Raw genomic sequence first — 13,548 nt, 5'->3', positions numbered from 1 at the left:
ACTCGTAGGTCTCGCTCTGGTCATGGGCCTTACTCTGGCCCTTCCCTTCTCCGTGAAGCGCGTGGAAGAGGAGCTGGAGGCTTTCCTTCTTGTGATGGGGCTGACGGCTGTCAGCATTTCTCACGTGTGGAGCGTGCACCTCGTTCAGGAGGCCCTTGTCGCGCCGCTGGCCATCACCGCCGCAGTGGTTGGCGTCGGCTGGCTCTTTCGTTCCGTCCGCTCGTATCTGAGAGGCTGGCTGTCTTTCCTGACGGCCAAGCTCGGCCTGAGCGGGGCCGTTTTCACCATGGTCGTCGTCCTCGGCCTCGGTTCCGGCGTTCTGACGGCTATCGTGGCCGCAATCATGCTGGCGGAACTGGTCACTCTTCTGAAACTGGACAGGAAGTACGAAATACAACTCACGGTGTATGCCTGCTACGCCATTGGCCTTGGCGCCGCGCTCACGCCGCTGGGCGAACCGCTTTCCACTATCGTCGTTGCCAAACTCAAAGGCCCTCCCCATTATGCGGAGTTCTCGTACCTGATGCGGCACTTGGGCGTGTGGGTCGTGCCCGGTGTGCTGGCGGCAGCGGCCTTGGCCGCGCGAGGAGCCGAACTTGCTGTCGCGGGAAAGCGAGGACTCAGAGCAAGCGCCCATGATACGGGCAGAGACATCATGCTGCGCGGGCTTCGGGTTTATGTCTTCGTCATGGCCCTCATCTTATTGGGCGCTGGCCTGAGACCGTTGGCTGAGCGCTTCGTGGCCAAGATGCCTGCCTGGGCACTCTACTGGGTCAATTCGATCTCCGCCATTCTCGACAACGCCACGCTGGTGGCTGCCGAAGTCACACCCGCCATGACAGACCAGCAGATCACGTTTGTCCTCATGGGCCTGCTTATTTCGGGCGGGATGCTCATACCTGGCAACATCCCGAACATCGTCAGTTCCGCCACACTGGGCATCAAGTCACGGGAATGGGCCATGGCGGCCCTGCCTTTCGGCGCAGCGCTCATGCTCGTGTATTTCGTGCTGATGTCACTGCTGGTGAAATGAACGTCATACCCACGCCCCTCCTCCTCCTGCGCATCGAGCCTCCGAACGCCAGGGCCCGGTGGTCCGGCCGTTGCCGGGCCCGGGCGGCGAGTGATATACTTAGTTGCTTTGGAAGTCCCGTCTGAGACTGCTGGAGTGGGTTCAGTGCCCACTTTTTGTGTTTCAGGGGCCAGGGATCAGGTGGACACCGCAGCCGAGCCCAGTCGCCTCGAGAAGATCCGCGCCATCGCCGAGCGTGTCGCACGGTCGCGCGGGCTGGAGGTCTTTGACATCCAGTTCAGGCGCGAGGTGCAGGGCTGGGTGCTGCGAATCTACCTCGACAAGCCGGGCGCGACGGTGGTCGCGGGCCGGGCGGGATCGGCGATCGTCGAGGGCGTGACCATCGATGACTGCCGGGAAGTAAGCCACGAGGTCGGCACGCTGCTCGACGTCGAGGACACCATCGGGCACCGGTTCACGCTCGAGGTTTCGTCCCCCGGGTTGGATCGGCCGCTGCGAGGCGCGGATGACTACCGGCGTTTCGCGGGATGCCTGGCGAAGATAGTGCTCCTCGAAGCGGTGAATGGCCAGAAGCACCTCACGGGTCGGCTCCAGGGTCTGGAGGGCGACGAAGTGCTGGTGGCAGATGTCAAAGGCCGGGTCCAGCGTATCCCGCTGGGACTCATTGCGCGCGCGCGGTTGGAAGTGGAGTTCTGAGCATGGCAGGCACGAATAACCCCGTCCAGCAGACCATCGAGGCCCTCGCCAAGGAGCGGGGCATCGAGCCCGATGTCGTGATCGCCGCCATCGAGGATGCGGTGTTGACCGCATCGCGGAAAGTGTTCAGGGGCGGTGAAAACCTCAAGGCCCGATTCAATGCCGAGATAGGCCAGGTGGAACTGGTCGCCGTCAGGACAGTCGTGGAGCAGGTCGAGACGCCGGCCACCGAGATCTCCATCGCGGAAGCCCGCGAACTGTATCTCGAGGCGTACGGCGAAGAAGTGGCCGCCAGCGTGGAACTGGGCGACGAGATGGAGTTCCCGAAGCCGACCGATCAGTTCGGACGCATCGCGGCCCAGACGGCCAAGCAGGTCATCTTCCAGAAGGTGCGCGAAGCTGAGCGCGAGAACATCTTCGCGGAATACAACGATCGGGTTGGCGAAGTCATCACCGGCATGGTGAAGCGCTTCGAAAACGGCGACATCATCATGGAGATCGGCCGGATCGAGACCATCCTGCCCCGCAAGGAGCAGTCGAGGGCCGAGAGCTACGCGCCGGGCGATCGGGTACGCGCCGTGATCAAGGCCGCGACGCGCAGCACGAAAGGGCCGCAGATCGTGCTGTCGCGCACCGACCCCGCCCTGCTCTGCAAGCTGTTCGAGCAGGAGGTCCCCGAGATCTACGACGGCACCGTGCTCATCAAGGGCGCCGTGCGCGAAGCGGGCGACCGGGCGAAGGTGGCCGTCTACTCGCGCGAGCGCGACGTCGATCCGGTCGGCGCGTGCGTCGGCATGAAGGGCACGCGCGTCCAGGCAATCATTCGCGAACTGCGCGGCGAGAAGATCGACATCGTCGAATGGTCCGATGACCCGGTCTACTTCGTCACCAACGCGCTCAGCCCCGCCAAGGTCCAGCGCGTCACCATCGTGGACGATGAAGAAAAGGTGATGGAAGTCGTCGTCGAAGACAGGCAGTTGTCGCTCGCGATCGGCAAGAAGGGCCAGAACGTCCGGCTGGCCGCGAAGCTGACCGGCTGGCGCATCGACATCAAGAGCGACGAGGAGAAGCGCAAGGAGGTTGAGGCCCAGTTGGAGGGCTTCGAGACCGTGCAGGGTGAGGGTGAGGGCGCGGCCGAGGCCGATGTCGCGGATGCGAGCGTCCTGGTCCTGCCCGAAATTCATGACGAGGTGGTCGCGGCACTTCAGCAGGGCGGCTACCGATCGGCAGCGGCTGTGGTCGAGGCGGATCGGGCGGCTCTGACAGCGCTCGGTCTTGACGACGAGACGATCGATGCGGTCGTCGCCGCGGCTCGAGCCGAGATTGAGCGTGCCGCGACGGAGATGCCGGCGGAAGGTGGCGAGTCCGGTACGGAATCCTGAGCCCTTCGAGTCATAAGTTCGGCGATGAACTTATTCCCTCAGGACTCAGTGCTGAGCGAGCGTTTTGAGCGGATAGTCGAGCGAGAATAGGTCTTCGTATTTGCGAGTCGAAGCACTGAGGCGCGGGGTCGCACCTCCTGCCGTGTGGGCTAACAGACTAGGTCGAGGTCAGCGTTGTCAACTGTTCGGATCTACAAGATCGCGGAGTTGCTCGGCACCACGAGCCAGGAAATCGTCGCGCTGTTCAAGCGCGATCACGGCATCGAGGTCAAGAGCGCGTCGAGCACGGTCGAGGAGATCGTCGCCCACCAGTTCGTGGCGCGCCTGGCACGCACGCGGGGGGTCACGCTGCCAAAGGGCGACATCTTCGCCGAGGGCGCCGCTGCCAAGGTGAAGAAGGGCGGCACGGCCAGGAAGGTCGAGCCACCGCCGCCACCGCCGAAGCCGTCGATGCCGCCGCCCCGCCTGGTGAAGACCGTCAAGGTCCCGCACCCGGTCGAGGCGCCAGTCGAGCCGGAACTAGAGGCCATCGTCGAGCACGAGCCTATTGCGGCACTTGAGGTCGAGCCCGAGCCGATTGTCACTGAGCCGGCGGCAGCCCATGAGCCAGCTCCGGTCCACGCGAAACCGGCGCCCGAACCAGCGGAGGCCGTCGAACCGGAAGCCCAGGCTGTCGAAACGGCGCCAGTCGAGGAGGCCGCGTCTGTCGTCGAAGCGCCCGAGGCGCCGACTGCTCCATCCGCCCTTCCGCGTCCGGCGGCAGGCCGCTTTGTGCCATCCACGCTGCGACTGAGGGTCGAGGAACCTCGAAAACACGTTCCGCTCGAGCCCCTCGCTCGCGCGCTTCCGCCGCGGCCGCCGGTACGTCCGGCCGCGACAGGCACCGCGGCAACGCCAGCGGCCAAGTCGCCGACGGCCCCGGCCGCGGCGAGGCCTCCGATGGCGGCGCGTCCAGGCACGGCGACGCCGGGTCGGCCAGCCCTCAGACCACCGTACAGCCCGCGACTGCCCGTCACCGGAGGCCCACGGCCCCTGCCGTCGCAGCCGATGCGTCCGCTGCAGCCAGGCATGCCTGGCGCACGGCCGGGCGCGCCGACAGCTCCGCCCAGGCCCGCCGTTGGCCGGCCCGCTCCGCCACATCGACCGATGGGCCGCCCAGGGGGACGACCGAGCCGACGTGGGCCCGGCAGGGACAACTCGTTGCCGACCGCCGCGATCGAATCGACGCCGCCACCGGTCACTCGCACGATCACGCTGGCCGAGGGGATGACGGTCAAGGACCTCAGCGACAAGCTTGATATCCGCGCCAAGGAGATCCTGAAGAAACTCCTCGACCGGCGCATCATGATGACCATCAACACGACGCTCGACACCGAGACGGCGACGTGGCTGGCGCGCGAATTCGGCGCCGATGTCAAGATGCGCACCTTCGAGGAAGACGTCCTCGAGGTCGGAATCGAAGACAGCCATCCCGAAGATCAGGTGACGCGGGCCCCGGTGGTGACCGTCATGGGTCACGTCGACCACGGCAAGACGACGCTGCTCGACGCGATTCGCGAAACCAAGGTCGCGGAACACGAAGCCGGCGGCATCACCCAGCACATCGGCGCGTACCAGGTCGTGGTGAACAAGCGGCCGGTGGTGTTCCTCGACACGCCCGGTCACGAGGCGTTTACGTTGATGCGAGCCCGGGGCGCCCGCGTCACCGACATCGTCATCCTCGTCGTGGCCGCCGACGACGGCGTGATGCCGCAGACGCGCGAGGCGATCGACCACGCACGCGCGGCCGGCGTGCCGATCATTGTGGCCATCAACAAGATCGACAAGCCCGAAGCCAACCAGGATCGGGTGATGAAGGACCTGGCCGACCTGGGCCTCATGCCCGAACAGTGGGGCGGGCAAACGGTCACCGTGCCGGTCTCAGCCAAGAAGCGCCAGAACATCGAACTGCTGCTCGAGATGATCCTGCTCGTCACCGACATCGGCGACTTGAAGGCTAACCCCAAGGCCCCGGGCCAGGGGGCCGTGCTCGAAGCCAAGCTGGACAGAGGTCGCGGCCCTGTTGCTACGGTGCTGGTCCAGAACGGCACGCTGCGGGTGGGTGACACGGTGATTGCCGGATCGGTCATCGGCAAGGTTCGCGCGTTGTTCGACGACCGCGGCCAGCCGGTCAAGCTGGTCGGTCCGTCCTCGCCGGTTGAAGTGCTGGGTCTGACCGCGTTGCCACAGCCAGGCGACACGTTCCAGGTCATCGCGGATCAGGCCAAGGCGCGCCAGGTGGCAAGCTTCAGGCAGACGCAGGCCAAGGAACGCGCGCTTGGCGCCAAGTCGTCGCGCCTGACGCTCGAATCGCTCAAGCAGCAGATCGCCGAGGGCGGGATCAAGGAACTCCCCATCGTCGTCAAGGCCGACGTGCAGGGCTCAGCCGAAGTGCTGGCCGATACGCTCGGCAAGATGTCCGACGAGAAGGTGAAGGTCCGCATCATCCACTCGGGTGCCGGCGCGATCAACGAATCGGACGTGCTGCTGGCGTCGGCATCAAACGCCGTCATCATCGGCTTCAACGTGAGGCCGGACCGCAACGCGGCCGACCTGGCCGAGCGCGAATCCGTCGAGATCCGGCAGCACTCGGTCATCTACCACGTGACCGACGAGATCAAGAAGGCCATGTTGGGTCTGCTCGAGCCGACCTTCCGCGAGGTGCGCGTCGGATCAGCCGAAGTGCGCGAGACGTTCAAGGTGCCCAAGTTCGGCACCATCGCCGGATGCATGGTCGTCGAGGGTCGCGTGGCGCGCGCCGGGGATCTGCAGGCGCGGCTCCTGCGCGATCATGTCGTCGTCCATGAAGGCAAGATCGGGTCGCTGCGCCGGTTCAAGGACGATGTCAGCGAGGTGAAATCAGGAGTCGAATGCGGGATCGGCTTCGAGCGCTTCAACGACATCAAGCTCGGTGACGTGATCGAAGTCTACATGATCGAGAAGCTGGCGCCGGTCGCGACCGTGTAGGTCGCGCTGGCGCGAGCCATCGCCCGCACGCCAGCCCCGAGACATCCGCCATGGTTGTCGCGCTCTTGTCTGTCGAACTCTTCCTGCCCGGTTCCAGGTCGCTCAAGGACAAACGCATGGTGCTGAGACGACTCAAGGACCGGCTGACAAAGTTCAATGTAGCCGTGGCCGAGGTCGAGCACCAGGATCTGTGGCAACGCGCCGGCCTCGGCATCGTGACCGTGTCCACGTCGGAGAACCAGGCCGACCGCGAACTCGCGGCGGTCGCCAGCGAAATCGAGCGCCTCGAACCCGGCCTGATTACCCGCACCGACGTTCAGTTTCTCAGGTAGCACCGTATGGCACAGGGATTTCGACCAGATCGACTCGGCGACCAGATCCGCGCGGAGCTCAGCGAGATCGTCGCCCGCGAGGTGCATGATCCCGGGATCGGCTTCATTACGATCACCAGAGTTCAGGTGACCTCTGACCTGCAGATTGCCCGCGTGTACTACACGACCATGACCAATGAGGCCGCGCGCAAGGAAACGGCCAAGGCGCTCCGGCGGGCCACGCCGTTTCTCAGGCATCAGTTGGCAGGCCGGTTGACGCTTCGTCGCATGCCGGAGATCGAGTTCCGGTTCGATCAGTCGATCGAGCAGCACGACCGGATCGAAAAACTGCTCCACCAGATCCACGAGGAAGATGCCAGCCGCCCGCGCGACGCCCAGGAGGAAGAGCCCCCGCATGAGCAGTAGTGCCACCCCCTGTCGCGACGTCTGCGACCAGTTGCGCCGCCATCAGCGGATCGTGGTCACGTCGCATGTCCGGCCCGATGGCGATGCCATCGGATCGGCACTCGCGCTGGCCGGCGCCCTGAAGGCCATCGGCAAGGACGCCTGCGTCATCAACCGCGATCCGGTGCCGGTGCCGCTCACCGAATTCCCCGGGGTGTCCGACATCGTGGTGGCCGAGACGGTGCCGGCAGACACCGAGGCGCTCGTCGTGCTCGAATGCGGCGACCTCGAACGCACGGGGCTCGGCGGTCTTGATCACTGCGTCGTCATCAACGTCGACCATCACCAGGGCAACACGGGCTACGGAAATATCCGCTGGTTCGATGCAACCTACGCAGCCGTCGGCGAGATGGTGTTCGAGATGATCGACGAACTGGGCGCCCCGGTGACGCCCGAGATGGCCACGCAGCTGTTTGTCGCGATCGTCACCGACACAGGGTCCTTCCGCTATCCCGGCGTTTCGCCGCGGACCTTCGCCATGTCCGGACGGCTTGTTGCGGCTGGCGCCGACCCGGTCCTGACTGCCCGGCGGCTCTACGACAGCAATACGCTCGGCCGCTTGCGCCTGCAGGCCGCGGTGCTGCAGTCACTCGACATCCAGGCATCCGGACGCCTCGCACTGCTCCACCTCGACGATGCCATGCTGGCGGCGGCTGGGGCGGCATCAGAGGACACCGACGGGCTGATCAACCTTCCGCTGAGCGTGAAAGCCATCCAAGCGGTGGTGTTCTTCAAGCACGCGGGAGACGGCACGTACCGCGTCAGCTTCCGCTCAAAGGGCCACATCGACGTCGGGGCCATTGCACGCAGTTTCGCCGGTGGCGGCCACAAGAATGCGTCGGGCTGCACCATTGCCGGCGATCTGCCCCACGTCCGCGAGACCGTGTTGGCACGCGTCGTTCCCGAGCTGATCGCACACCCGGCGGCCGGACGCACCAGTGACTGAGCGCTTCGACTCGCAAGTTGGGTTGCGCGTTCCTGCGAGGCGATCCGGTGAAAGTGCTCGCTCAGCACTCAGTCCTGAGTGGTGAATAGACTCATCGACGGCTTCATGAATCAATCGACTGAGCAACCGCCGGACGCTCGAACGGTTACGGGGCACGCCACCAACCGCGGCGGCATCCTGGTTCTCGACAAACCTGCCGGCATGTCCTCTCACGACGTGGTCGCGGTCGTGCGCCGGGCCTTGCGAAACATGAAGATCGGCCATACCGGGACGCTGGACCCGTTTGCGACCGGCGTGCTTCCGCTCGTGGTCGGGCAGGCCACACGCCTCGCTCAATTCTTCTCGGGCGCCGAGAAGGCGTACGACGCCCGAATCCGGTTGGGGCGCGCCACTGATTCCTACGACCTGACCGGATCGGTCACCTTCGAGGCTCCGCCTGGGAGCATCTGGCCTTCTGAACAGACTGTCCGCGACGCCCTCGGGAACTTTGTCGGCCCGCTGATGCAGGTTCCGCCCGCCTATTCGGCCAAGATGACGGCAGGGGTGCGTGCCTACGAACGGGCCCGGCGTGGCATCGCCGTCGAGCTCCCGGCGTCGGCCGTCACCCTGCATCGCGCGGAGGTCGTGGGGATGGAGGGCGAGCTGGTCGATATCCGTCTCACCTGTTCGGCGGGCTTCTACGTCCGGTCGCTCGCGCACGACCTCGGAGTCACGCTCGGAACCGGTGCACATCTGGAGAGCCTTCGCCGAACGCGAAGCGGCGCATACGGCCTGGATTCCGCGGTGACGCTCGACGCCGTGCCGGACCAGGGGGCGGCGCTGCTGGCGCGGATGATCCCTCTCGACAACCTGTTGACCGGGTTCCCGGCCGTGGTCGTCACGCAAATCGGGGTGCAGTATGTCAGGCATGGGCGGAACATCGGAGCGGCCGAGCTTCGCGAGCCCCCGGGCGGGCAGGAATGGCCGGATCGCGTCCGATTGGTCGGACCAGACGGCGCTCTGCTGGCCATCGCCGACAGGGTGCCGGGGCCGGTTTTGCATCCGGCCGTCGTGCTGGTGTAACATGTTCATTTTGCAGGCGTAAGAAATTTCGTGACGGCGGGACTGGGCCGCGTCAAGAGACGAGGATCTAGACCGTTCGTGGAGGCGAGACTGACGTGGCACTGACGAAAGAACGAAAGACCGATCTGATCAAGTCGTTTGAGACACACGACGGCGACACCGGATCCCCCGAAGTCCAGATTGCGATCCTGAGCGAGCGCATCAACTACCTGACCGATCACTTCAAGGTCCACGCCAAGGACCATCATTCGCGCCGCGGCTTGCTGATGTTGGTCGGCCAGCGCAGGCGCCTGTTGGACTACGTCAAGCGTAAGGACTCCGCGCGGTACGTCACGCTGATCCAGCGCCTCGGCATCCGCAAGTAGGTGGCACGCCGGCAGGCGGTTGCTTCCCGTCGGCCGCCGTCTCGTGCCCGGAATCCGCACCCCACGACAGCAGGTCTGGGACCTCCGGTTCCCTGGCAGAAAGACAGACATCATGTATAAGAAAGAACTCACGCTCGGTGGCCAGACGCTGTCGATCGAGACGGGCAAGCTCGCCAAGCAGGCGAATGGCTCGGTTATCGTCCGCTACGGCGATACGGTCGTGCTGGTCACCGCGTGCGCGGCGGCCAACGAACGCGTCGGCATCGACTTCCTGCCGCTCACGGTCGATTACAAAGAGTGCACGTATGCGTCGGGCCGGATTCCTGGCGGCTTCTTCAAGCGCGAGGGCAAGCCCGCCGAGAAGGAAGTGCTGACCAGCCGCGTGATTGACCGTCCGCTGCGGCCGCTGTTCCCGTCCGGCTGGCGCCGCGAGACGCAGATCATCGCGTTGGTGCTTTCGGCCGACAAGAACTACGACCCGGACGTGCTCGCCCTGACGGGTGCGTCGGCGGCCCTGGCGATCTCGGACATTCCGTTTCAGAAGACCCTGGCCGGCGTCCGGGTGGGCCTGGTCGATGACGCGTTGGTCATCAACCCGACCTACGAACAGCGCAAGCGCAGCCTGCTCGACATCGTGGTCGCCGGCACGCGCGACAGCATCGTGATGGTCGAGGCTGGCGCGAAGGAAATCAGCGAGGAGCACATCGTCAAGGCGCTCGAACTGGCGCACGCGGCCATCAAGGAAACAGTGGACGCCATCGACGAGCTGGCGAAGACGTGCGGCAAGCCCAAGACGACCGTCGAGGCCAAGGCCATCGACGCTGACTTCTACCGTGAGGTCGAAGCGCGCACTCTTATTCCGCTCGCGGAGGCCATGCGCACCCGGGGCAAAGCCGACTACCTCGGACACGTCGACCAGGTGCTCGCGGACCTCATGGCGTCGATTCCGGAACTGGAAGTCGAGCGGAAGACCGAGGCCAAGGCCATCTTCAAGAAACTCAAGGAGAAGGTCCTGCGCGACGAGATTCTGGAGCGCGGACTGCGGCTCGACGGCCGCGCGTTCGACGAGGTCCGCCCGATCTGGTCCGAAGTCGGTCTACTGCCCCGGACACACGGATCGGCCGTGTTTACGCGCGGCGAGACTCAGGCGCTCGTCACGACGACGCTCGGCACGTCGGACGACCAGCAGAAGATCGAGATGGTCGACGGCGAGATCTACAAACGCTTCATGCTGCATTACAACTTCCCGCCCTTCTCGGTCGGCGAAGTGGCGTTTATGCGTGGCCCCGGCCGTCGCGAAGTCGGGCACGGAGCGCTGGCCGAGCGGGCGCTGCTGCCGATGATTCCGGCGGAGGACAAGTTCCCGTACACGATTCGCGTGGTGTCCGACATCCTCGAATCGAACGGGTCGTCGTCGATGGCCAGTGTCTGCGGCGGATCGCTGTCGATGATGGACGCAGGTGTGCCGCTCAAGGCGGCGGTCGCGGGTATCGCGATGGGCCTCGTCATGAACGAGACGACCGGCAAGTACGCTGTGCTGACCGATATCGCGGGAGCCGAGGATCATTACGGCGACATGGACTTCAAGGTCGCCGGCACGGCTGACGGCGTCACGGCCTTGCAGATGGACATCAAAGTGACCGGCGTCACCACCGAGGTGATGACCAGGGCGCTGGCGCAAGCTCGCAAGGGCCGTCTCGAGATCCTCGACAAGATGAAGCAGACGCTGGCAGCGTCACGCGCGGATGTCTCCGCTTGCGCACCGCGCATCGTCACCATCAAGATTCCGGTCGACAAGATTCGCGACGTCATCGGGCCGGGCGGCAAGATGATCCGGAGCATCATCGAACGGACCGGCGTGAAGATTGACGTCGAAGACGACGGCAGCGTGAACGTCGCGTCGGCCGACGACGCGTCGGCCCGCAAGGCGATTGCGATCATTCAGGAGCTGACGGCAACGGCCGAGCTCAACAAGACGTACATGGGCAAGGTGCAGCGCATCACGGATTTCGGCGCCTTCGTCGAGATCATGGCTGGCACGGACGGTCTGCTCCACGTCTCGGAGATCGCGCGTCACCGCGTCCAGAACGTCCGCGACGAGCTCGAGGAAGGCCAGCAACTGCTCGTCAAGGTGATCAGCATCGACCCGTCCGGCAAGATCCGCTTGAGCCGTAAGGCCTTGCTCGAGGAAGAGGGCGGGCCCGAGGGCGGCGGTGAACAGGGCGAGGCCGGGTCGTCTGACGCCGGCGCGCCCGCGCACAAGGACCACGACCCCGCGGGGCAACACGATCGCGGTGGCCGGCCTGGCGGGCCTCCACGCGGCGGTCGGGATCGCCGACGGTAAAACCCTGAGCCAGCTTGGGTTGTGGCTGCCAGAAGACAGTGCGGTGCGCAACCCAACTCGGGTCGAAGAGTACAACCGGTTTCATAACCCGTTCTTGCGGCCGAATCAGACCGCCGTACGCAGGTTATGAAACCGTCTCGAGTAATGGTTTGTGACGGCAGGGCCAGAACCGGTAAGATTCGTACTCGAAACTGTTTGGGTGCGCCATACGTCTCAATCACAGGAGGCTGCGGATGTCACCACAGGTTCTGGCTCGCCGGCTGTTCTTTCTGATCCTTCCATTGGTCCTGGCAGGGGCCGTGGCCGTCAGCGGCACGCGCCCGGCCGACGCCCAGGAACCCACTCGCCACGAACTGCTCATCAAGGTCAAGAAGTACCAGTTCTCCCAGACCCGAATCGAGGTCGCCCAGGGCGACGTCGTCAAAATCACGCTGGTCGCCGAAGACGTTCCACACAGTTTCACGGTGGACGAGTACCGGATCGCGAAACGCGCGTCGCCGGGTAAACCCGTCACGTTCGAGTTCCGGGCGGACCGGGCAGGCACGTTCCGGTTCTACTGCAACCTGACAAGCGATGACGCCGGCTGCAAGGATACGCACGGCGAACTGATTGTGTCCGCCCGCCGGCCGTAGGGTCAGGGAGTGGCGCCTGGCACCGAGGTGCTGGTTTCCACCCCCTGGCACATCAAACCGTACGTGAGGTTTTCCCTCATACGGCTTTCCGACAACCTTCATCCTACGCCGGAGGGTTCTTCGAGGCTGCGCGTCCAGAATCTTCGCCTCTTCCGTGGCCTTCGCGAGCGTTGAAACGCTCGGCACCCTCTTGGTCCCCTTGCGGGGCCTAACATGTCGGCGCTGCAGGATTCCCTTCATGGTACGGACTACGGGGTTGCGCTCCCTTCGCAGGAGGATACTGCGCTTCACCACACCCGGTCGCCCAGGTGCAGCGGCAGCCTGCTACGTGGCTCTCTGGCGATTACCACGGCCGGACTTCCACCGGTTAGTCATCAGAACCTTTCAAGGCACACCATTCGCCTTGTTAGTGGCGTCGACCTATGTGTCACCTCTCTAAGTTCTTCACGATCTCGCGGTAACGGGCCGTCGCCAAATCGGACGGGCGCCCCGCCGCGCAGAACGATAGCTCGGCGAGCCTGCGGTTCGGGCGCTCGACTACTACTCGGCCGCGCGCATCGAGCTTGGACTCGAGAAGGCGAAGCGCCTCGAGGTAGCGCTGGTCGTTTCTAGCCCGGTCATAGAAGGACAGTACGTAGACGTAGTAGAAGAGGTTGTATTGCAGGAACGGAAACTCCACCTGCATGAAGAGAGTGCCGATTCCGAAGTGACAGGGCCCCATCGGGCGTCTGACCACCCAATGGTCCAGGAGTGAGTCCACGGCCCTGTCGAGAGCTGGGTTCTTGTTCACGTGGTCCGTAAAGCGGAAGACATCCAACACCCAGAGCGTGACACCGGGATTGGAGGATTCAGTCTCTGGTCCTCGACCGTACGAGAACTTATTGCAGCGCCAGCCGCCGTCATCGTGCTGCGTCTCAAGGAGGTGAACGAGCGTCTGCTGCAGTCTCTGATCTCTCGCGTGGCCGAATCGACACAGTACTCTAGCCGCCGCAGCTGTGGAGCATGGGTAGAGCGTTCCGCTTGGCGCTAGACGATACCGGCCGTCCTCCCGCTGCGCTCCACGGATGAGCTCAAGGGCTCCGCGGACCGCCTCGTGAGTACGCGCCACCTTCAGTTCGTGGAGAACGAGGAGGGACGTGAGGGTGCTGAATGGTTCGCCGACGCTTAGCAGCCCGTGGTGAAAGTCGATCGATAGGCATTGGATAAGTTCTGGGGGGATCGACACGATCGATCGCCTGTACTACACTGTCGCATATGGCGATGGGCACCCGCGAAGCTGAGCAACCGCCCCTGTGGATCGCGACGT

The 13,548-nt window shown here is 64.6% G+C and carries 12 protein-coding genes; 11 read left to right on the top strand and 1 reads right to left on the bottom strand.

Annotation, left to right across the window (positions count from 1 at the left end):
* Positions 1-22: 22 nt before the first annotated feature.
* The 11 genes from NT151_04055 (at position 23) to NT151_04005 (ending at position 12,242) form a co-directional block, all read left to right on the top strand.
* Entirely contained in the window at positions 23-1,033 is a 1,011-nt protein-coding gene (locus NT151_04055) for a DUF1646 family protein (GenBank protein MCX6538096.1), read from the top strand.
* A gap of 180 nt (positions 1,034-1,213) precedes the next feature.
* Complete coding sequence (locus NT151_04050; protein MCX6538095.1) at positions 1,214-1,729, top strand: ribosome maturation factor RimP; 516 nt, start codon at positions 1,214-1,216, stop codon at positions 1,727-1,729.
* A 2-nt stretch (positions 1,730-1,731) separates the two neighbouring features.
* The gene (gene nusA / locus NT151_04045) at positions 1,732-3,111 is read left to right on the top strand and encodes a transcription termination factor NusA (protein MCX6538094.1); all 1,380 of its coding nucleotides are present in this window, start codon (positions 1,732-1,734) and stop codon (positions 3,109-3,111) included.
* A gap of 174 nt (positions 3,112-3,285) precedes the next feature.
* On the top strand, positions 3,286-6,117 hold the full coding sequence (gene infB / locus NT151_04040; protein MCX6538093.1) for a translation initiation factor IF-2: 2,832 nt from the start codon (positions 3,286-3,288) through the stop codon (positions 6,115-6,117).
* A 50-nt stretch (positions 6,118-6,167) separates the two neighbouring features.
* Positions 6,168-6,449: a DUF503 domain-containing protein gene (locus NT151_04035; protein ID MCX6538092.1), complete on the top strand. Its 282-nt coding sequence runs from the start codon at positions 6,168-6,170 to the stop codon at positions 6,447-6,449.
* 6 nt (positions 6,450-6,455) lie between these two features.
* The gene (gene rbfA / locus NT151_04030; GenBank protein ID MCX6538091.1) at positions 6,456-6,854 is read left to right on the top strand and encodes a 30S ribosome-binding factor RbfA; all 399 of its coding nucleotides are present in this window, start codon (positions 6,456-6,458) and stop codon (positions 6,852-6,854) included.
* Positions 6,844-7,839 (top strand): bifunctional oligoribonuclease/PAP phosphatase NrnA, encoded by a 996-nt coding sequence (locus NT151_04025; protein ID MCX6538090.1) that lies wholly within the window; start codon positions 6,844-6,846, stop codon positions 7,837-7,839. The genes rbfA and NT151_04025 overlap by 11 nt, the downstream gene beginning before the upstream one ends.
* A gap of 105 nt (positions 7,840-7,944) precedes the next feature.
* Positions 7,945-8,901, top strand: coding sequence for a tRNA pseudouridine(55) synthase TruB (gene truB / locus NT151_04020; GenBank protein ID MCX6538089.1), 957 nt, complete (start codon positions 7,945-7,947; stop codon positions 8,899-8,901).
* Between the two features lie 95 nt (positions 8,902-8,996).
* The gene (gene rpsO, locus NT151_04015; GenBank protein ID MCX6538088.1) at positions 8,997-9,266 is read left to right on the top strand and encodes a 30S ribosomal protein S15; all 270 of its coding nucleotides are present in this window, start codon (positions 8,997-8,999) and stop codon (positions 9,264-9,266) included.
* 112 nt (positions 9,267-9,378) lie between these two features.
* Complete coding sequence (pnp, locus tag NT151_04010) at positions 9,379-11,610, top strand: polyribonucleotide nucleotidyltransferase (GenBank protein MCX6538087.1); 2,232 nt, start codon at positions 9,379-9,381, stop codon at positions 11,608-11,610.
* A 233-nt stretch (positions 11,611-11,843) separates the two neighbouring features.
* Positions 11,844-12,242 (top strand): cupredoxin domain-containing protein, encoded by a 399-nt coding sequence (locus NT151_04005; GenBank protein ID MCX6538086.1) that lies wholly within the window; start codon positions 11,844-11,846, stop codon positions 12,240-12,242.
* A 427-nt stretch (positions 12,243-12,669) separates the two neighbouring features.
* Here NT151_04005 and NT151_04000 read toward each other — a convergent pair whose 3' ends face one another.
* Positions 12,670-13,002, bottom strand: a complete 333-nt coding sequence (locus tag NT151_04000; GenBank protein ID MCX6538085.1) for a hypothetical protein — start codon at positions 13,000-13,002, stop codon at positions 12,670-12,672.
* Positions 13,003-13,548: the final 546 nt, after the last annotated feature.

The sequence above is a fragment of the Acidobacteriota bacterium genome (assembly GCA_026393675.1).
Classification (GTDB): domain Bacteria; phylum Acidobacteriota; class Vicinamibacteria; order Vicinamibacterales; family JAKQTR01; genus JBAXOX01.
Note: the sequence above shows the minus strand (reverse complement) of the source record. Positions and strands in the feature narration are given on the sequence as shown.

What these genes read in the sequence shown, in the direction of transcription:
- NT151_04055 (MCX6538096.1), top strand. Translation starts at nt 23, where the DNA reads ATGGGCCTTACTCTGGCCCTTCCCTTCTCCGTGAAGCGCGTGGAAGAG.
- nusA (MCX6538094.1), top strand. Translation starts at nt 1,732, where the DNA reads ATGGCAGGCACGAATAACCCCGTCCAGCAGACCATCGAGGCCCTCGCC.
- NT151_04035 (MCX6538092.1), top strand. Translation starts at nt 6,168, where the DNA reads ATGGTTGTCGCGCTCTTGTCTGTCGAACTCTTCCTGCCCGGTTCCAGG.
- rbfA (MCX6538091.1), top strand. Translation starts at nt 6,456, where the DNA reads ATGGCACAGGGATTTCGACCAGATCGACTCGGCGACCAGATCCGCGCG.
- NT151_04025 (MCX6538090.1), top strand. Translation starts at nt 6,844, where the DNA reads ATGAGCAGTAGTGCCACCCCCTGTCGCGACGTCTGCGACCAGTTGCGC.
- truB (MCX6538089.1), top strand. Translation starts at nt 7,945, where the DNA reads ATGAATCAATCGACTGAGCAACCGCCGGACGCTCGAACGGTTACGGGG.
- pnp (MCX6538087.1), top strand. Translation starts at nt 9,379, where the DNA reads ATGTATAAGAAAGAACTCACGCTCGGTGGCCAGACGCTGTCGATCGAG.
- NT151_04005 (MCX6538086.1), top strand. Translation starts at nt 11,844, where the DNA reads ATGTCACCACAGGTTCTGGCTCGCCGGCTGTTCTTTCTGATCCTTCCA.